Source organism: Cryobacterium sp. PH29-G1 (genome assembly GCF_030063365.1).
Classification (GTDB): domain Bacteria; phylum Actinomycetota; class Actinomycetes; order Actinomycetales; family Microbacteriaceae; genus Cryobacterium.
In genome coordinates, this window is sequence record NZ_JASISY010000002.1 from 123,914 (window position 1) to 143,738 (window position 19,825).

A 19,825-nucleotide genomic window follows, 5' to 3' on the forward strand; every position below is an offset into this window, starting at 1 on the left:
CCTAAGTCTCGAGCATCGACGAAAAATCCAGTCGTCGTGTCACTACATCGTCGGCCACTTCGCGAACCGTCCGCCCGCGAGAAAAGGCATGGCCGTGAATAATCAGGAGCGCATCGGCCGCGGAAAGATGGAGCTGGGCCAGAACCATTCCGGTCGCCTGGTGCACAACGCGCCTCGAATATCCTTCATTATCTTCCAAATCGGTCTTCTGTGCGTGAGACGCGAGGGATCGGCGCAAAACCTGGCCGGCGGCAATCTGGGTGAGCACTTCGGCATCTCGAATCTGACCCACGGTCAGGACTCGCGGCCCGTGCGAAAACAACGACACCGCTCCGATATCGATGGATCCCATGGTCAGAGGGAAGGCAAGGACGGATCGAACCTCAAAGGCAAGCGCTGCCTTCATCAGCGCCGGCCAGTTCGAGTGCTGCACGGTCTGGAAATCATCGATCAGCACCGGGCGCCGCGTCGTCATTGCATCCCAAGAAGGTCCTTCTCCCAGATCGAACTGAAGCTCGTCGAAGGTGGCCGCGAGTGATGTGCTGGCACACATCGTTTCCGATCCAAACGGGGTCCCCAGAGTGCACAAGCTCGCTGCGTCGACCGGAAGCGCGCGCACGAACGGCTCGCACATGCTGGAACTTCGTTCGTACGACACCGTCAGATCGTCGACGGCAGCGGAAAAAATTTGCCGATCAGTCATCCTTCACCACCGCGCCGCGACCGTGCACGGGCTCGTGATCACATCGTCCTGTCATACGACCTCACGATCACGTCACTGGGGGGAAAATCGGATTCGTTGCTCCCTGCTGGCGGGCTGCCACTGCGGTCTTCGCACTGCCCGGTATAAACACTGATGGCGGATGCCGCCGGTCGAACCGATGACATCCACAGGGTGAACGGGCGTCCTGCCTCAAAATTACGAACAGTCCACAACACTACGCGGTTCAAACAAGGAATCCCATGTGCGGCTATTTGCTGATATCTCGGCAGACGTCGCAACAGCTGCGGTTGTGCACCAACGCCTCACCGATACGCGAGACGGATGAATAGTTCATTCTGAGAGCATAAAGTCGGCGCAACTTGCTCGTACGCACTAACGAATCCCCCTATGCGGACGATAAATTGAAGCGACTGGCATCAGCGGGTTGTTTCATTCGGTTTGCCAATAGAGAGACGTCACTGTGAAAGACTTTATTTTTCGGAAACGGATCGGTGCCGCTGTCAGTACCGCCGTCGCGCTTGTCCTCGGGGCGGGGGCACTCACGGCGCTGCCCGCACTGGCAGCACCCGGTGCTCCGACAGAAGTAGCCGTCACTTGGGCGAACACGAATGTGTGGCGAACCGGATTCCAGTCACAGGTGACTGTGACGAATAACTCCAGCGTCGTGATTGCTCCGTGGCAGATCGCCTTCGCCTACTCTCATGACGTAAACACGTTGTGGAACGGCACAGTCCTTGAAACGGCATCCGGCTTCGAAGTGAAAGCCCCAACGTGGGCTTCCTCCTTGGCCCGCGGTAAATCAACGTCGTTCGGTCTCACGTCATACACGGTCGGGACCTCCGCACTGCTACCGACATCCTGCGTTGTTATCGGCCTGCCGACCGGCGCTGCATCGATCCCCTGCTCCATCAACGGCCAGTCGGCAGACACAACGCCCCTGCCGACACCGATACCCACACCGATACCGATACCGACACCCACACCCACACTGACACCCACACCGACACCGACACCCACGCCCACACCCACACCGACACCCACGCCCACACCCACACCGACCGGCAGTCTCCTCGTCGCGCCGTACGTGGACATGGGGCTCTGGCCGTCAGCGGACCTCTCCGCGTTTTCCGCCGCATCCGGGGTTAAAGCCATCACCGGAGCTTTCATCGTCGCCGACAGGTCTCAGGCGTGCAGCCCGACCTGGGCTGGCTACACCGCGTATACGGTCGGGACCAGCGGCGACTTCCGTAGTGCTGTCGCGACGTTCCAGAACGAGGGTGGGCAATTCATCGCGTCATTCGGCGGTGCGGTCAACGACGAGCTTGCGCGAGTGTGCACTGACCAGAGCGCCCTGCAGGCGGCGTATACGTTGGTCATCGAGCGATATAACCTCACGAGAATCGATTTCGACCTTGAAGGCGTTGACGTGTCCGACAGCGCCTCCAACAAGCGACGAGTCGCAGCCATCGCCGCTGTTCAGAAGCAACGCGCTGCCGCCGGGCACGTTCTTGATGTGACGCTGACGCTCCCCGTGATGCCGGACGGTCTGATCTCCAGCGGGATGCGCACCGTTAGTGAATTCGCCGCCTCAGGAGTGACGCTGAGCGCCGTGAACATTATGGCGATGGATTACGGTACCGGCACAGCTGACATGGGTTCCGCCGCTATCTCAGCGGCTCAAGCGACCGCGGCTCAGCTTGGCGCACTCCCCGCTTACGCGCACTTGACCAGCGCGCAGCGACTTTCCATGATCGGCCTCACGCCCATGATCGGCAAGAACGACACTGCGGGTGAAGTGTTCAAACTCTCAGACGCAACCACCGTCGGTGCGTGGGCGAAGGCCAACAATCTGGCCGGTCTCGGCTGGTGGGAAATGACTCGAGATCAATCGTGCGCCGGCGGAATTTGCGACGTACATGTGTTCAGGTGTCAGCGAAGCTCGCTGGGCGTTCTCGAAGGCATTCGTAGCCGCTACCCGCTGACCAGCGGACTGCGCACCAAAAAAGTGCGATCCTGAAACCCTGTCTGGCATGGGGTTATTCTGTGGGCCCTACCGGGCTCGAACCGATGACATCCACGGTGTAAACGTGGCGCTCTACCAACTGAGCTAAAGGCCCCCACGACGACGCGTTGATCGCGGGTTTGTCCAGTATAGGTCAGAGTCGCCGTTGGTTTGGCGACGTACCCGATTCAGAGAGCCGGTACGAGTTGTCCGAGTGCAGCACGGTAGGCGTCGATCGATCGTGCCTCGCCCGGTGCAGTGATGAAGCTGGCACGAATAATACCGCTGGGATCGATCAGGAACGTGGCCCGATTCGAGAATCCCTTCTCCTCGAGGAAGACGCCGTATTCCTTCGCGACCGCGCCGTGCGGCCAAAAATCCGCGACCAGATCAAACGAGTACTTTTCCTGCTCACCGAATGCACGCAGGGCGTGTCGAGAATCAACCGAGATGCCGATCAGTTCCACGCCGCTGTCTTCAAACAGGGCGAGGTTGTCACGGAGCTCGCACAGTTCACCACTACAGATACCCGAGAATGCCAACGGAAAAAACACCAACGCGACCGACTTCCGACCTCGGTATTCGCTGAGCTGAACGCTCTCACCGAACTGGTTCATCAGCTTGAAGTCGGGTGCCTGGGTGTCGTTCTCGAGAGCCATGTGTGCTCCTTTCCTGGTGCGCCCGAAGCGCACAGATTGGCCGGTGACACACTCTAGCCCGGCAACGTGCGCAGTTTCGCACGACCGGCGAATTTTTTCCGGACGCCGCCCCGTACGCGGACCTCGGACGTAATCTGTAGGCTTACATTGTGCCGCGGGTTGCAATCCAACCTGCTCATTTACGGCACGTGCTCCGTGGCGTCGCAATCGTTCATCACGAAGCACCATCCCTGAATAAAACCCAGAGAGAGGTCGACTGTGACGGTCAACGACCAGGACCCGTACTCGACGAACAATGCCGACTCCGATCCGGAGGAAACGGCGGAGTGGTCGCAATCCCTCGACTCGCTCGTTGCCGAACATGGCCACGAACGCGGACGCGAGATCATGCTCAGCTTGTTAAAGCGGTCGAAAGAACTACACCTGGGTGTTCCCATGGTTCCCACGACGGACTACATCAATACCATCGCACCGGAGAATGAACCCGATTTCCCGGGTGACGAAGACATCGAACGCCGCTATCGCGCCTGGATTCGCTGGAACGCCGCCGTTTTGGTGCACCGCGCCCAGCGACCCGGTATTGCCGTTGGTGGACACATCTCGACGTACGCTTCATCCGCTGCCCTCTACGAAGTCGGTTTCAACCACTTCTTCCGCGGTCAAGACCACCCGGGTGGTGGAGACCAAATCTTCATTCAGGGCCATGCCTCCCCCGGCACCTATGCCCGCGCCTTCCTCGAGGGCCGTCTGACGGAGAACCAGCTCGACGGATTCCGGCAGGAAAAGTCGCATGCCCCGGATGGAATTTCCTCCTACCCGCACCCGCGCCTAATGCCGGAGTTCTGGCAGTTCCCCACCGTGTCCATGGGGCTTGGCCCGATCAACGCGATCTACCAGGCGCAGCTGAACCGGTACCTGACCAACCGCGGCATCAAGGACGCAAGTGACCAGCAGGTCTGGGCGTTCCTGGGTGACGGCGAGATGGACGAGGTGGAAAGCCGCGGCCAGCTGCAGGTTGCCGCGAACGAGGGGCTCGACAACCTCAACTTCATCATCAACTGCAACCTCCAGCGGCTCGACGGCCCGGTTCGCGGAAACGGCAAAATCATCCAGGAGCTCGAGAGCTTCTTCCGCGGTGCCGGCTGGAACGTCATCAAGGTTGTTTGGGGTCGCGAGTGGGACAACCTGCTCAAGAACGACACCGATGGTGCCCTCATCAATTTGATGAACGTCACCCCCGACGGCGACTACCAGACCTACAAGGCTGAGAGCGGCGCCTACGTGCGCGAAAACTTCTTCGGTCGCGATCCGCGCGCGCTCAAGCTAGTGGAAAACCTCACCGACGACGAGGTCTGGAACCTCAAGCGTGGTGGCCACGACTACCGCAAGGTGTATGCGGCGTTCAAGGCTGCATCTGAGCACAAAGGCCAGCCGACGGTCATCCTAGCGAAGACGATCAAGGGCTACGGCTTGGGGCCGAGCTTTGAGGGACGCAACGCGACCCACCAGATGAAGAAGATGACGCTGGAGAACCTCAAGTCCTTCCGCGACAGCATGCACGTGCCGATCACGGACGCCCAGCTCGAGGAAAATCCCTACCTGCCGCCTTACTACACTCCCGGCGAGAAGGACGAGGCCATCGAGTACATGCACGAGCGTCGTCGTGCGCTCGGCGGCTACGTGCCGGAGCGCCGGACGAAGCACACCAAACTCAACCTGCCAGACGACAAGACCTATGCCGTGGCAAAAAAGGGTTCCGGAACGCAGGAAATCGCTACGACGATGTCGTTCGTGCGGCTGCTCAAGGAGCTTGTTCGCGCCAAGGACTTCGGTAACCGCATTGTGCCGATCATTCCCGACGAGGCACGTACCTTCGGCATTGACGCGTTCTTCCCGACGGCGAAGATTTACAACCCCAATGGGCAGCACTACACCTCGGTCGACCATGCGCAGCTCTTGGCGTACAAGGAAAGCCCGCAGGGCCAGATCCTGCACGTGGGCATCAATGAGGCCGGAGCCGCCGCAGCCTTCACCAATGTGGGAACTTCGTATTCCACACAGGGTGAACCGCTGATCCCGGTCTACGTCTTCTACTCCATGTTCGGATTCCAGCGCACGGGCGATGCGTTCTGGGCGGCCGGCGACATGATGACCCGCGGGTTCATCATCGGCGCCACCGCCGGACGCACGACTCTCACCGGAGAGGGGTTGCAGCACGCTGACGGTCACTCCCCGATGCTCGCCTCGACGAACCCGGCCGTCGTGTCCTACGACCCGGCATACGGCTATGAGATCGGGCACATTGTGCGCGCCGGCCTCGAGCGCATGTACGGTGGCTCGCACACCGACCCGAACGTCATGTACTACATCACGGTGTACAACGAGCCCGCCGTGCAGCCGGTCGAGCCCGACAACGTGGACGTTGACGGTATTCTGCGCGGATTGCACCGTGTCAGTGAATCGGTAACTGCCGGACCCAAGGCCCAGCTCCTCGCCTCCGGTGTGGCTGTGCCGTGGGCTTTGGAAGCCCAGAAGCTCCTCGCGGCAGACTGGGGTGTCTCCGCCGATGTCTGGTCGGTCACCTCGTGGAACGAGTTGCGTCGCGACGGCTTGGCCGCCGATGAGCACAACTTCCTATACCCCGATGAGGAGCCGCGAACCGCGTACGTCGCCGAGAAGCTCGCCGGAGCCGGCGGCCCCGTCGTTGCCGTTTCCGACTTCATGCACGCCGTGCCAGACCAGATTCGCCAATTCATACCCGGCGACTTTGCGACCTTGGGCGCGGACACCTTCGGTTTCTCGGATACCCGACCTGCGGCACGTCGCTTCTTCAAGATCGATAGCCCCTCGATGGTCGTGCGCACGCTCGAGTTGCTGGCTCGTCGCGGGGAAATCGACCGCAGCCTCGTCGGCCAGGCCATCACGAAGTATGAGCTTCACGATGTGCGGGCCGGCACCACCGGGTCTGCCGGGGGCGAGAGCTAAGAAACCGTGGCACCGGCGCCCAAGACGAAAGAGCAGACTCTTAACTGGCTGCGCACCATCTCTGGCGAGTTATCGACCCAGACGTTGAAACGACTCGAAGACACGCTGTCCTGGTATGGCGACATGCCACCAGGGCGGCGGTCCGCCGTCGGTCTGGTCGCCCAGGCCGGGATAACCAGTTTCATTTCATGGTTCGACGATCCCCGGTCAACTCCGTGGATTGCGGCGGACGTCTTCGGTGCCGCCCCGCGCGAGCTCCTGCGTTCGGTGAGCCTGCAGCAGACGCTGCAGCTCATTCGAGTGGTCGTCGAGGTGGTCGAGGAACGTGTCAAGGACGGCGGCGAGGTGCTGCGTGAGGCGATACTGCTCTATTCGCGAGAAATCGCGTTCGGGGCAGCGGATGTGTACGCTCGGGCGGCTGAGGCACGTGGACTGTGGGACGCACGCCTCGAAGCCCTCGTCGTAGATTCCATCCTTAGCGGGGAATATGACGATGAGCTGCCCAGCCGAATCGCCGCCCTCGGCTGGCATGGCCACGGCGAAGTCTGCGTTCTGGTCGGCACAACGCCGCAGCTGCTCGATGTCGATCAACTGCGCCGGGCAGCACGGCACATGGCCGCCGACGTGCTCATCGGAGTGCAGGGCAACCGGCTCGTGCTGGTCATCGGGCGCGCCCGTCCCGCCCCGGCGGACAGCGAAGATGTGGGCACGGCAGCGGCGTTGACCTTCATGGAGATCGCCATGCAGCTTGAGCCGATCTTTGGACCCGGGCATCTCGTGCTTGGACACGAGGTTCCCAACCTCGTCGATGCGTCGAAGAGCGCGAAGGCGGCACTGGCCGGTTTCGCGGTCGCTCGATCGTGGCGGAACGCTCCCCGGCCGGTTCAAGCCGACGATCTCCTGCCCGAGCGCGCCCTCGCCGGTGATCCGTTGGCCAGGGCCACGCTCATTCATCGCATCTATCGACCGCTGCAGGCACACTCCACCGAGCTGCTCACCACCCTGTGGTGCTACCTCGACAATGGGCGCTCACTCGAGGCCACCGCACGCGAATTATTCGTCCACCCCAACACGGTGCGCTATCGCCTGAAGCGGGTTTCCGAAGTGATCGGCTATGACGCCACCGGCGCGCGGGAGGCGCTCATCCTGCAGTCGGCGCTGATCATAGGTTCGATCAGTGATCATGACGGTTCATCCCGCCGCCGTTGATGTACCGACGAAACCGGACGGATCTGCGGATACGCACAAAGGTTTCTTGGATACTTAGTGCGATTTGCACATCCATTCGCGTCGTCACATTGGAAGACTAACTAAATGATCGTTGTCGTCTGCCCGGGTCAGGGCTCCCAAACTCCCGGATTCCTCGAACCCTGGTTGGCTTTGCCTGCCTTCAAAGCCGGGCTTCGGCAGATTTCCGACAACCTCGATCTGGACCTCGTCGCCCATGGCACGGTCAGCGACGCGGCTACGATTCGCGACACGGCGATCGCCCAGCCGCTTATCGTGGCCGCCGGAATCCTCACTCTGGAAGCACTCCTCACGCCGCAACGCCGCGACCGCATTGCCGGCATCGCCGGGCACTCGGTCGGCGAACTGACCGCTGCGGCCGGGGCCGGTATTCTGCACACCGCCGACGCGGTCAGTTTTGTACGGGAACGTGGCCTCGCGATGCAGGCGGCCGCCGCTCTGGTGCCCACCGGAATGAGCGCGGTCATCGGTGCCGATGAGGACGAGCTACTGGCCCGGGTCGCTGAGCTGGGCCTGGAGCCGGCCAATTTCAACGGTTCGGGTCAGATCGTTGTCGCCGGGGCTCTCGATGCCTTGGCCGCCCTGGCCGAGACTCCCCCACACCGTGCCAGGGTCATCCCGCTTCAGGTCGCCGGTGCATTCCACACCCGGTATATGCAGCCCGCCGTTGAACGGATGACCGTCGTCGCCGACTCGCTCCGCCCCATAGATCCCACCCTTCCCATTTGGACCAACCGCGATGGAAGCCAGGTGAGCGACGGCATCCGTTTTGTGGACCTGCTCGTTGGCCAGGTGTCCTCACCGGTACGGTGGGACAGGTGCATGGAGGCTTTCGCTGCGGCGGGAGTCACCGGAATCATCGAGGTCGCACCCGCTGGTGCCCTCGTCGGTCTCGCTAAGCGAGCCCTCAAAGGCGTCCCCAGCGTCGCCATCAAGTCCCCGGACGACCTGCCCGCCGCCTGGGCCATGATTGACCAGCAGTCCTGAATCTGATAAGAGAGACAATGACTAAGCCCACACTCCAGCAGTCCCACGGACCGAAGTACACCCGCATTCTCTCTGTGGGCGCTGCCCGCGGAGAGAACCTCGTCCCCAACGACGATCTCGTCGAGGCCATCGATTCCTCGGACGAGTGGATTCAACAGCGCACCGGTATCGTCACGCGGGCCCGGTCCGGCCAGGACGTCGACGCCCTCGACCTCGCAACGGATGCCGCGCGCGAGGCTATTGACAGAAGCGGTATCGACCCCGCCCTCATCGACGCGGTGATTGTCGCGACCATCAGCAACGGCCGCCAAACCCCGTCTATAGCCGCCGTGGTGGCCGACCGGGTAGGCAGCAATCCGGCGGCAGCCTACGACATCAACGCTGCCTGCGCTGGCTATGCCTACGCCGTGGCGCAGGCTGACGCACTGATTCGTACCGGTGCCGCGCACTACGCGCTGGTCATCGGAGCTGAGAAACTGTCCGACCTTGTCGACCCCACCGACCGGAGCATCTCGTTCCTGCTCGGCGACGGTGCCGGCGCCGTCGTCATCGGCCCGAGCGACTACCCGGGCATTGCCACAACGGTATGGGGCTCGGATGGTTCCAAGGCCGAAGCGATCCAGATGAACCACACCCTGCAGGAATATCGCCGCGGTGAAGTCGAATGGCCGACCCTGCGCCAGGAAGGACAGACGGTCTTCCGCTGGGCCGTGTGGGACATGGCCAAAGTGGCCAAGAAAGCCCTCGAAGTCGCCGGAATCGAAAGCTCCGACCTGGCCGCGTTCATCCCGCATCAGGCCAACATGCGCATCATCGATGAGTTCGCCAAGCAGCTCAAGCTCCCGGAGTCCGTTGTCATTGCGCGTGATGTTGCCACGACCGGGAACACGTCGTCGGCTTCCATTCCGCTTGCCACCCACCGCCTGCTTGAAGAACACCCCGAGCTCAGCGGCGGGCTTGCCCTGCAGATCGGCTTCGGTGCCGGACTTGTGTTCGGCGCGCAGGTCGTTGTGCTGCCCTAACCTACCCACCCCCTAAACTAGGTCTCGGTCAACCGAGACACCCTCAAGGAGAAAAAACATGGCATTGTCCACCGAAGAAGTTCTGACCGGCCTGGCCGAGCTCATCAACGACGAGACCGGAATTGCAACCGACACGGTTGAATTGGGCAAGTCGTTCACCGACGACTTGGACATCGACTCCATCTCGATGATGACCATTGTCGTCAACGCAGAGGAGAAGTTCGACGTGAAGATCCCCGACGAAGAGGTCAAGAACCTCAAGACCGTCGGCGACGCCGTTGAGTTCATCGTGAAGGCGCAGGACTAGGCCCAAGCCTGAACCAGGTCGGCCGGAAATCGGCCGACCTGTTCTTTGGACTGGTGCCACGAAGCGCCGGTCCACACGTTTGTCGTTCCATGGAGAGTTGACTTATGACCAAGAAAATCGTTATCACCGGTATCGGTGCCACTACGCCGTTGGGCGGCACGGCGGTCGACACCTGGACGGCCCTGCTCGCGGGCGAATCTGGCGCCACCACCCTCGAGCAATCCTGGGTCGCCGAAACGGCGATCCCCGTAACTTTTGCCGCACAGGCGCGTGTGAAGACCGTTGATGTGCTGCAGCGATTTGAAGTCAAGCGCCTCGACCCCTCCAGTCAGTTCGCGCTCATCGCCGGGCGCGAAGCCTGGGCGGATGCCGGCGCCCCCGAAGTCGAGCCCGAACGCCTCGCCGTGGATTGGGCCACCGGAATCGGCGGGGTATGGACCCTGCTCGACGCGTGGGACACCCTGCGTGAGCGCGGGCCCCGCCGCGTGCTGCCGATGACCGTTCCGATGCTCATGCCCAACGGTCCGGGAGCTGCTATCGGAATGGATCTGCACGCCCGGGCCGGAATCACCACGGTCGTCTCCGCGTGTGCTTCGAGCACCGAAGCGCTGGTGAACGCCTACAACCGGCTCCAGGCCGGATTGGCAGACGTTGTCATCGCTGGGGGTTCCGAAGCTGCGATCCACCCACTACCGATCGCCTCCTTCGCCGCGATGCACGCACTCTCGACTCGTAACGATGATCCGGCCACGGCGAGCCGCCCCTATGACGTGACTCGCGATGGATTCGTTCTCGGCGAGGGCGCTGCCGCGCTCGTTATCGAAACAGAAGAGCACGCCAAAGCACGCGGTGCGCACATCTACGCGGAGCTGTTGGGCGGCGTCGTCAATAGTGACGCCTACCATGTCACCGCGCCGGACCCCGAGGGATCCGCCGCCGCCCGCGCAATGGTGTCAACGATTGAGAACGCCGGTGCGGCCCTTTCCGACGTGTCGCACATTAACGCTCATGCCACGAGCACCCCGGTAGGGGATATCGCCGAGTACAACGCTCTGAGGCGTGTGTTCGGAGCCCTGCTCGATGGCATCCCGGTGTCGGCAACGAAAGCTTCGACCGGTCACCTGCTCGGCGGCGCTGGCGCTCTCGAAGCGTTCTTCACGGTGAAGGCTCTCGCCGAACGCACCGCACCGCCAACGATCAACCTCACGTCGCAGGATCCGGAAATTCCACTCGACGTGGTTACTACACCGCGGGCACTGCCCTCCGGCAATTTGCTCGCGCTGAGCAACTCCTTCGGTTTCGGCGGCCATAACGCCGTCGTGGCGTTCCGCTCGGTTTAAAGTGAAGTAGAGAATGACCCCGTCCGGGTTCGGACGGGGTCATTTCTGTATGGCGATTCACCGTATCTATTCCGGCCCTCGCGTTCGAGCAGACTCTGATCAAATCCAATCGACTCGAATCGGACCCAGACTGTGACTTCGTGGGATTACCGCCGGGAATGGTCACCGGTCGACACACCACGCCATCACGAGCGAATCGCACGCTTAGAGTTCCGCGAGTCAGCCCACTTGGTGCAGCCAGACCACGGCGTTTACATCGCTCGCCTGCCGGAAGGGTTCAAGTTCGTCGTCCCAAGACTGTCCGAGGGCCAGCCGTAGGTGCCGGTGCAATTCCAGGGCATTGGCGCCCCCACGCTCCATCGCGGAGCGAATGCGATCTTCTGGAACGACGACATTGCCCACGCTGTCGGTCTGCGCGTAGAAGATACCGAGCTCGGGCGTGTGCAACCACCGACCGCCATCCGAGCCGGACCCGGCATCTTCGGTGACTTCGAACCGCACCTGCTCCCACCCGCGCAGAGCGGAGGCGAGGGCGGCACCGGTGCCGGGGGTTCCCTCCCAGTAGTACTCCGCGCGATAGGAGCCTGGCAGGGCCGGCTGTTCTGACCAATCAAAGTTAACCGCTGCGCCGAGGGCTCGGCCGGCAGACCACTCCATGTGCGGGCAGACCGCTCGCGGAGAAGAGTGCACGAAAAGCACCCCCCGCGCGATCGGCGCTCGACGGTTGAGTGTTGCATCCATCGTGTTTCTCCGTTTCTAGTAGGTGCGTCTTCCCCAACGACCTCGAAACGACCGCACTTTCAACTCATAGCTGTGGGCACGATGGCAAGTGTTCAATTATTCGATCTCTGGCACCGCACAAGCCGCGATCCAGGGAGCCGATAGCGCCATTATGCCCCAGCGACCTGCGCATTCACAAGCAGCGGATTCGAACTATTTGGCCTGCGCATAGTTGTCGACGGTCGCCACAGCGAGCATGAAGTCGACCGGAAAGTCTCCGAAGAGCAATCGACCCGCCGTTTCCGCGGCGGTAACAATGATTCGAGCCACGAGGTCGGCCTGAACGGCCGGCGTGTGCACAATCACTTCGTCGTGAAGAAAGAAGACCAGGTGCGGCGAGGCGTCAAAGGGCGCGCGGCTACCTCGAAGGGTAGAGCCGCCGACGCCATAATCGACCGATGGAAGCGTAGAAAGTTCCCGGCGGATCTCGGCCATCCAGCACAGAGCCCATTCGGCCGCGCTGCCTTGCACGATGAAATTGCGGGTGAATCGCCCCCAGTCCCTGGCCTGGCTGCGGGCGCGTCGTTCATCGGCCGGTGTCGCCGTTGGGTCGTAAGCCTGCGCCTGAGCCTCGTGCCAGCCTGGTCCCGGCGTCGGTGACGAACGGCCGAGTTGCGTTGTCACCACCTCACCACGCTCACCCGCGCGCGCCGCCGATTCGGTCAAAGCGATCGCTCGGGGGTAGGCCCGGGCCAGCCGCGGCATGAGTCGGCCGCTCTCCCCGCTCGTGGCCCCGTACATAGCGCCGAGCATGGCGACCTTGGCATGGTCACGGGTCTGGACAATGCCGCTCGAGACGATCCCTGCATACAGGTCGGTGCCGTGTCCGGCGCGCGCCATACTCGTATCCTGTGACAGCGCTGCGAGGATGCGGGGCTCAAGCTGGGCGGCATCGGCGACGACGAGTTTCCACCCGCTATCGGCGACAACGGCACCGCGAATCAGTTTGGGCAACTGGAGCGCTCCCCCACCCCGCGTGGCCCAGCGGCCGGTCACCACTCCTCCGGGCACGTAATCGGGATGGAAGCGGCCGTCGACGACCCAGGATTCCATCCAGGTCCAGCCGTTGGCGCTGAGTAGTCGAGACAGTTTTTTGTACTGCAACAGAGGTTCGATAGCCGGATGCTCCAGCTTCTGTAGCTCCCACCCGCGCGTGGAGGTGACAGCGAGTCCCGCCCGTTGCAGCGCTCGGAATAACTCCTGTGCCGAGTCAGGATTAAGGGTGGCGTCGCCCAGCGCTGAGCGAATGCGCTGGGCCAGTTCTTCCAGGCGTGCCGGTCGAACGCCGGGTGCGGCCCGCGGCCCCAGCTCCCGGGTGAGAAGGAGATCATGCACGTCGGTGCGCCAGGGCAGGCCGGCGTAGCGCATCTCAGCGGCGATGAGCGCCCCCGCAGACTCTGCTGCGAGCAGCAGGCGGAGCCGCCCGGGTTCTGCAGCGTAGGCCACCGCGTCGAGCTGGCGGCGAAATTCCCGGGCTGTACTCGATGCGGAGTCTGCCGCTGCGCGGGGATCCGCCGAGCGTTGGGCGATGTCAGCGTCGCTGTCGTCGACGGTGACGTTGAAGTCAAAGAGCGTGGCCGGGGGGTCGGCCCGATCGCTCGCGGTGGTAGTGGCGATGTCCCAGCGGTCCGGCGCGGCCCGAGCGAGTTCACTGGCTTTGGACAGGGCAGAATTCTTAAGAATTACGTGACAGAGGCGGAGATCGTGACAACGCTGCACTCGGATTCCCGCGGCAAGAAGCTCCGGATAGATGCGAGCGGTGTCCTCCCAGACCCAACGCGGAGTGGCCCCGGGGGCACTCGCGGATGTGAGTGACGTCGGTTCGACCGACCTGACAAACGACCGAAACTGGGTCACGGTGAGACGGCGGGTTGCCTCGATCTGGGCACCGTCATCGTTTAGGCGCTCAACGAGCAGATCGCCATTGTTTGCTCGCCGCACCAGTACGTACACAGGTCTATTCTGCCCGCTCGACGATCCCGGTTTTTGCGGAACTGAAAGCTCAGTCGGTACCGTGGCCCAGCTCACCACCCTCGTCAGTATCGTGCGTGTGTGAATCGCGTGGGAGGATCAATCATGCACATTGCGCAGGCACAGGCTGACGTACGCCGGATCTACCGGGGCGGATCGTCCGGCGCTCTCGTCTCTGCACTCCTCTGGTTTGCCGCGGCCGCCGTCTATCAGCTGGTCTCGCCAGGCCTGGCGATGCTCGTGCTCTTCGTGGGTGGCACCCTGATCTTTCCGCTGTCGACTCTGGTGCTCAAGGCCATGGGAGGTCCGTCGGCTCTGCCTCGTGGGCACCCGGCCATCGGGCTGGCTATGCAATCAGCGTTCGCGGTTCCTTTGGGAATTCTTGTTGCAGTTGCTCTCGGAAGCTACGAGCCGACGCTGTTCTTTCCCGCTTCGCTCATCATCGTTGGCGCACACTTTCTTGTATTTATCTCCCTGTACGGGATGCGGATTTACGCAGTTCTGGCCGGTGCCCTCATTGCGGTCGGTACCGTTGCGTTGTTCTGGCTTCCTCAATTTGGAGCCATCAGCGGCTGGGTCGGCGCTAGCCTTCTTCTGCTGTTCGCGCTCCCCCTCTACCGTCAGGGCCGGCGCACCGCTGCGCTCGCCGCGCACTACTGAGTACGTAACAGTTCCAAAAACTCGTCAGCCATTTCCAGTTGGTCCTGGAGCTTTTGCCGACGCTCGATCGCTTGTGCAATAAACGCGTCGAGCTCTGCCCGCACCGTCGGACTGTCCGAACCGGCCACGCCACCCTGCAACATGTCGATGATTTTCAACAGTGCCATCATCTCCTCGAGAGAAAACCCGAGCGGTTTCATACGGCGAATCAGGATTAGCCGAGAGTGATCCTCCTGCGTGTAGAGACGAAATCCCCCTTCGGTACGGCCCGAGGCCTTGAGTAGGCCGATCTCGTCGTAGTGACGAATGGTGCGCAGAGAGAGGCCGGTCTTCTCGGCGAGCTCTCCAATGTGCATGGTGCCCGCTGTGGCCGGTGCAGTCATGGGTGAGTCCGTTCTCGTGCGGATTGGTAATCAACCCTTACGTTAGAGTAGTGTTGCTGAAGTTGGCCGACAGCGCTAGGCGAGGCCACTCCCCCACCATTGTCCCTGATGACAGGTGGCACTGCGCCACAGAGCGCCCACACTTCATGCGACACCACCCGTGTGTCCAACTTCGGAAAGGCCCCATGGCCATTGCCCTTTGTTGCACCAGGACGGACGTGGCCAGCTGGCAGAGGCTCTCAAATCTCATGCGAAGCGCATTAAACCCTTACGTTAAGGTAGCCTTGCGATGGTTGAGTGGTTCGACGGGCCAAATGCGTTCTTTCGCGCCGACTCTCATCACGCCGCAGCCCCGGAGGCGAGTCGCGTGAATCCGGCGCTCCGATCGCACACTCCCATCCAATCGGCTTCTTCCCGAGGTCCCATTTCTGGAGGCCTTATGGCTATTGCTCACAAATCCACCACGACCAGCCGGTACCAGGCGGAGCCATCAGTGCTCACCGCACTGCGCACCCCCCGGCTGCTCACCCGCGAGATACTCGCCGGCCTTGTCGTGGCGATGGCACTCATTCCGGAGGCGATCGCCTTCTCGATCATCGCCGGAGTCGACCCCCGGGTGGGCTTGTTCTCTTCCTTCGTGATGGCCGTGACCATCGCTTTTGTTGGCGGACGACCCGCCATGATCACCGCCGCCACCGGCGCTGTCGCCCTCGTGATCGCACCCGTCGCTCGCGACTACGGCATGGAATATTTCATTGCCACCGTCATCCTCGCCGGGGTGTTCCAAATCCTGCTGAGCTTGGTCGGCGTAGCAAAACTCATGCGCTTCATCCCGCGTAGCGTCATGGTCGGCTTCGTGAACGCCCTCGCCATTCTCATCTTCACCTCACAGCTGCCCCAACTGCTCGGCGTCCCATTTCTGGTCTATCCCCTCGTCGCCGCCGGGCTGGTCATCATGATCGTCATGCCCCGCATCACCAAGGTGATTCCCGCACCGCTCGTAGCGATCGTGGTCATCACCATTGTCACCGTGCTCATGGCGATCAACGTGCCCACGATCGGCGACCAGGGCGAACTGCCCCAGAACCTCCCCGAACTGTTCATCCCCAACATCCCCCTCAGCTGGGAGACGTTCACCACCATCGCCCCCTACGCCCTCGGCATGGCCCTGGTCGGTATCCTCGAATCCCTGATGACCGCGAAATTCGTCGACGAAATCACTGACACCCACTCCAACAAAACTCGCGAAACCTGGGGTCAGGGCGTCGCCAACGTCATGAGCGGCCTGTTCGGCGGCATGGGTGGGTGCGCCATGATCGGCCAGACCATGATCAACGTCAAGGCTTCTGGCGCCCGCACCCGCATCTCCACCTTCCTCGCCGGCGTCTTCCTGCTCGTTCTAGTGCTCGGCCTTGGTGATGTGCTCGCCGTCGTGCCGATGGCGGCATTGGTCGCGGTGATGATCATCGTGTCGTACCTGACCTTCGACTGGCACAGTATCCGTCTCTCGACCCTCAAGCGGATGCCCAAGAGTGAGACGACGGTCATGGTCGCCACGGTGATCGTTATCGTGCTCACTCACAACCTCGCCATCGGCGTTGTCGTCGGCGTCATCGTTGCGATGGTCGCCTTCGCACGCCGCGTCGCCCACCTTGCCCGCGTGGAACGCACGGTCGATCTCGACCAGCCCGTGCCGACCGCGTATTACACGGTGACCGGCGCCCTGTTCTTCGCCTCGAGCAACGACCTGCTGACGCAGTTCGAGTACGCCAGTGATCCCGACCGTATCGTGATCGATCTGTCGGCATCACACATCTGGGATGCCTCGACCGTCGCCACGCTCGACGCGATCACCTACAAGTACGAGCGGCACAACAAGTACGTCGTCATTGAGGGGCTCAACGAGGCCAGCAATGAGCTGCATGCTCGTCTGGCCGGCAACCTCGGCGGCGGACACTAACTGGCACACTGGGCAGACGCCCTAAGCCTGCCCCCTAAACGGTCTCAAGGCTGAGACAGAGATAGAGATTTCCCCGTGGAAAGCACAGTTTTCGAGAGGTCCCGCCCGAAGACCTCCATCGTCGATCATGCCCTAAGCGGCTCCCGGCTGGCAGCTTTTTGGCTTGACGACATTGCTCCGGCCCGGCGCTACCCTCAGCTCACTGCCGACATGGACTGCGACCTCGCTGTCGTGGGCGGCGGCTATTGCGGTCTGTGGACGGCCGTCCTGGCCAAGCAGCGTAACCCGTCCTGGCGCGTGGTGCTCGTGGAGGCGAAGACCATCGGTTGGGCGGCATCCGGTCGCAACGGCGGTTTCTGCGAAGCCAGCCTGACCCATGGCGAGGAAAACGGCCAAAGCCGCTGGCCGAAGGAGATAGACCGCCTCAACGAAATGGGTATGGAGAATCTCGACGCCATTGAACAGGCCGTCACCGACCTCGGCCTCAACTGCGACTTCGAACGCAACGGCGCCCTGGCTCTCGCCGTTGAGGAACACCAGGTTGAGTGGCTGAAGGACATGGCCGCCGACTCAGCGAAGACCGGCAACACCGACGATGTGTATCTCGACACCGATGCCGTGCGAAAGGAGATCAACTCCCCCACCTACCTCGCCGCCGTCTGGAGCAAGCGATCGTCCGCGCTCGTGCACCCCGCGAAACTCGCCGCAGAATTGGCCCGTGTGGCAACCGAACTCGGCGTCGAAATTTTCGAGACTTCTCCGGTTACCGCCCTGGACACGTCGGGACTGACGCCCACGCAGGGCACCGCTGTACGCACGAGCAAAGCACGCATTCTGGCGAAGAAGACGGCGCTGGCCACCAATGTCTTCCCGTCGCTGCTCAAGCGCAACACCCTGTCTACTATTCCCGTCTATGACTACGCACTGATGACCGAGCCCCTGGACGCCGCCCAACTGGCGGATATCGGCTGGCAGAATCGTCAGGGGCTTGGCGATATGGCCAACCAGTTCCACTACTACCGGATGAGTCAAGACAACCGCATCCTGTTCGGGGGCTACGACGCGATCTATAACTACGGCCGCCGGGTGCGCGACCGCTACGAAGACCGTCCCGCCACCTACGACACCCTGGGCCACCATTTTTTCACCACTTTCCCGCAATTGGAAGGACTGAAGTTCAGTCATCGATGGGCCGGCGCCATCGACACATCCACCCGGTTCTGTGCCTTCTTCGGCACGGCTCGCGGCGGACGCATCGCCTACGCGGCGGGTTTCACCGGTCTCGGCGTTGCCGCTACGCACTTCGCGGCCGAGGTAATGCTGGACAAGCTCGAAGGCAAGAACACCGAGCGCACCCGTCTGGCGATGGTCCGCGAAACCCCGCTCCCCTTCCCGCCGGAACCCGTCGCGTCCGCCGGCGTGCAGGTCACCCGCTGGTCGCTCAACCGGGCCGACCACAACAAGGGCAAGCGCAACGTCATATTGAAGACGCTGGATGCTGTCGGCCTCGGCTTCGACTCCTAGTAGCCAGGGCGCCGGCCCGGCCGCAGTACTCCCCCCGACCTCGTGTGAAATGGATGCCCATGCTTGACACCACCGTGAAAATTGCAGCGATCGCACTGAACATCCAGCTTGAGGCCGTTTCGGCCGAGCAAGCTGTGGCTGGTCAGCCGCACACTGGGTCGGCCACGCTCGGAGAGTTCGGCGGCACTGAGATCGGGGTGTGGGAAATGACCCCGGGCGCCATGAGCGATGTTGAAGCCAATGAAATCTTCATCGTGCTCGTGGGCACTGGCACGGTCCAATTCGAAGAAACCGGTCTGACAGTGCCGCTGGCGCCCGGCGACGTGATGCGCCTGCGCGAGGGCCAGCGCACGATCTGGACGATCACACAGACGCTGCGTAAGGTCTACTTCGCCTGAACTGTCGGGCTCAAGGGGTCAGGGGTCAGACTTCCGCTGATGCTGCGCGCTCACGCGCTTGGGCGCCCGCGCGTTCGGCGGAGTCCATCAGCTCATTGATGCCCAAAAAGTAAATTTCTCGATCAGAAAGAGCGGTGAGCTCATCGCGCAGGGCTGCGATATACGGATGCGACGACGCCGTCACCGGATACGTTCGTCCCCACCACGGCGTAGAGTCTTCGGCGGTCAACGTGTTCGAGATGCTGTGCGCGCGGGCGATACCTGAGGCGTAGGAGAGCATATAGGTCGACAGCGCGGCGTAGTGCCGCACGAGTTCGGTGCCCTCAAGGCCGGTCTGAGCGTAGGCACCGAGCATGATCTCGACGCCGTCAAGTTCCGCGGGTCCTTCGGTGCTGAGCACGATCGCTTCAACCGCAATGGCTGGATACGCGATGAAGACGTTGAGCGTGGCGGTGCAGAGCTGGGTGATTCGCTCACGCCACGCCTCGGTCGGGGCCGTCACCTGAGCCGTGGACATCGCCAGTAGACGGTCGAGCAGGGCCTGCATCAGGCCTTCCTTGCTGCGAAAGTGGCGGTAGACGGCCGTCGGCGCCGCATCAAGCATGGCGCCGAGATCTCGCACCGAGACAGCCGCTGTACCGGGTTTCGACGCAATTCGGAGTCCGGCTTCGATGATCGATTCCGCATCGAGGCGGGCCCGTTCCCTCGTTGCGATCGGGTGTGTCTCCTCGAGATTTTCCATCCCCGTGAGCCTCTCTGAATGTGGCGTCAGCCAATGGATGGTGCCGGCACGCACTGGTGGATTCTTCCCGGGGCGCGCACAAGCATTGTTCCTGTTTGCAGTATCCCACACGATAGCCGAAGTGAACACCGTT

At 62.2% G+C, this 19,825-nt stretch carries 17 protein-coding genes and 1 tRNA gene; 11 read left to right on the top strand and 7 right to left on the bottom strand.

The window, feature by feature from the left end; genetic code table 11:
* Nucleotide 1: 1 nt before the first annotated feature.
* Complete coding sequence (locus tag QMK22_RS03000; protein ID WP_283496154.1) at nt 2–619, bottom strand: GAF and ANTAR domain-containing protein; 618 nt, start codon at nt 617–619, stop codon at nt 2–4.
* A gap of 565 nt (nt 620–1,184) precedes the next feature.
* Here QMK22_RS03000 and QMK22_RS03005 point away from each other — a divergent pair.
* Entirely contained in the window at nt 1,185–2,741 is a 1,557-nt protein-coding gene (locus QMK22_RS03005; RefSeq protein WP_283496155.1) for a glycoside hydrolase family 18 protein, read from the top strand.
* 27 nt (nt 2,742–2,768) lie between these two features.
* Here the strand turns inward: QMK22_RS03005 and QMK22_RS03010 are convergent.
* Together QMK22_RS03010 and QMK22_RS03015 are read right to left on the bottom strand one after the other, a co-directional pair.
* Nucleotides 2,769–2,841 (bottom strand) — tRNA-Val (locus QMK22_RS03010).
* A 73-nt stretch (nt 2,842–2,914) separates the two neighbouring features.
* Nucleotides 2,915–3,385 (bottom strand): peroxiredoxin, encoded by a 471-nt coding sequence (locus QMK22_RS03015; RefSeq protein WP_283496156.1) that lies wholly within the window; start codon nt 3,383–3,385, stop codon nt 2,915–2,917.
* A 258-nt stretch (nt 3,386–3,643) separates the two neighbouring features.
* On the opposite strand from QMK22_RS03015, the gene aceE reads away from it, so the two are divergent.
* The 6 genes from aceE (at nt 3,644) to QMK22_RS03045 (ending at nt 11,274) form a co-directional block, all read left to right on the top strand.
* The gene (aceE, locus tag QMK22_RS03020) at nt 3,644–6,370 is read left to right on the top strand and encodes a pyruvate dehydrogenase (acetyl-transferring), homodimeric type (protein WP_283496157.1); all 2,727 of its coding nucleotides are present in this window, start codon (nt 3,644–3,646) and stop codon (nt 6,368–6,370) included.
* Nucleotides 6,371–6,376: 6 nt separating this feature from the next.
* Entirely contained in the window at nt 6,377–7,579 is a 1,203-nt protein-coding gene (locus QMK22_RS03025; RefSeq protein ID WP_283496158.1) for a PucR family transcriptional regulator, read from the top strand.
* Nucleotides 7,580–7,684: 105 nt separating this feature from the next.
* Nucleotides 7,685–8,605: an ACP S-malonyltransferase gene (locus tag QMK22_RS03030; RefSeq protein WP_283496159.1), complete on the top strand. Its 921-nt coding sequence runs from the start codon at nt 7,685–7,687 to the stop codon at nt 8,603–8,605.
* A 17-nt stretch (nt 8,606–8,622) separates the two neighbouring features.
* Complete coding sequence (locus QMK22_RS03035; RefSeq protein WP_283496160.1) at nt 8,623–9,627, top strand: beta-ketoacyl-ACP synthase III; 1,005 nt, start codon at nt 8,623–8,625, stop codon at nt 9,625–9,627.
* A gap of 58 nt (nt 9,628–9,685) precedes the next feature.
* Nucleotides 9,686–9,934, top strand: a complete 249-nt coding sequence (locus QMK22_RS03040; protein WP_092108059.1) for an acyl carrier protein — start codon at nt 9,686–9,688, stop codon at nt 9,932–9,934.
* Nucleotides 9,935–10,038: 104 nt separating this feature from the next.
* The gene (locus QMK22_RS03045) at nt 10,039–11,274 is read left to right on the top strand and encodes a beta-ketoacyl-[acyl-carrier-protein] synthase family protein (protein ID WP_283496161.1); all 1,236 of its coding nucleotides are present in this window, start codon (nt 10,039–10,041) and stop codon (nt 11,272–11,274) included.
* 219 nt (nt 11,275–11,493) lie between these two features.
* Here the strand turns inward: QMK22_RS03045 and QMK22_RS03050 are convergent, their stop codons facing one another.
* Nucleotides 11,494–12,015 carry a DUF3145 domain-containing protein gene (locus QMK22_RS03050; protein ID WP_283496162.1) on the bottom strand — a complete coding sequence of 174 codons (522 nt, stop codon included), beginning with the start codon at nt 12,013–12,015 and terminating at the stop codon, nt 11,494–11,496.
* A 192-nt stretch (nt 12,016–12,207) separates the two neighbouring features.
* Complete coding sequence (locus tag QMK22_RS03055) at nt 12,208–14,007, bottom strand: bifunctional 3'-5' exonuclease/DNA polymerase (RefSeq protein ID WP_283496163.1); 1,800 nt, start codon at nt 14,005–14,007, stop codon at nt 12,208–12,210.
* A gap of 123 nt (nt 14,008–14,130) precedes the next feature.
* Here QMK22_RS03055 and QMK22_RS03060 point away from each other — a divergent pair, with 123 nt between their 5' ends.
* Nucleotides 14,131–14,685: a DUF7010 family protein gene (locus tag QMK22_RS03060; protein ID WP_283496164.1), complete on the top strand. Its 555-nt coding sequence runs from the start codon at nt 14,131–14,133 to the stop codon at nt 14,683–14,685.
* Here QMK22_RS03060 and QMK22_RS03065 read toward each other — a convergent pair.
* Entirely contained in the window at nt 14,679–15,068 is a 390-nt protein-coding gene (locus tag QMK22_RS03065; protein WP_283496165.1) for a MerR family DNA-binding transcriptional regulator, read from the bottom strand. The two genes, QMK22_RS03060 and QMK22_RS03065, sit on opposite strands and share 7 nt — an antisense overlap.
* Nucleotides 15,069–15,507: 439 nt before the next feature.
* Here QMK22_RS03065 and QMK22_RS03070 point away from each other — a divergent pair, with 439 nt between their 5' ends.
* From QMK22_RS03070 to QMK22_RS03080, 3 genes are all read left to right on the top strand, one after another.
* Entirely contained in the window at nt 15,508–17,028 is a 1,521-nt protein-coding gene (locus QMK22_RS03070) for a SulP family inorganic anion transporter (RefSeq protein WP_283496166.1), read from the top strand.
* Nucleotides 17,029–17,103: 75 nt separating this feature from the next.
* Nucleotides 17,104–18,552 (top strand): NAD(P)/FAD-dependent oxidoreductase, encoded by a 1,449-nt coding sequence (locus tag QMK22_RS03075; RefSeq protein WP_283496167.1) that lies wholly within the window; start codon nt 17,104–17,106, stop codon nt 18,550–18,552.
* A gap of 59 nt (nt 18,553–18,611) precedes the next feature.
* Nucleotides 18,612–18,950, top strand: a complete 339-nt coding sequence (locus tag QMK22_RS03080; protein ID WP_283496168.1) for a cupin domain-containing protein — start codon at nt 18,612–18,614, stop codon at nt 18,948–18,950.
* 25 nt (nt 18,951–18,975) lie between these two features.
* On the opposite strand, the gene QMK22_RS03085 is transcribed toward QMK22_RS03080, so the two are convergent.
* Nucleotides 18,976–19,692 carry a TetR/AcrR family transcriptional regulator gene (locus QMK22_RS03085; protein ID WP_283496169.1) on the bottom strand — a complete coding sequence of 239 codons (717 nt, stop codon included), beginning with the start codon at nt 19,690–19,692 and terminating at the stop codon, nt 18,976–18,978.
* Nucleotides 19,693–19,825 lie beyond the last annotated feature (133 nt).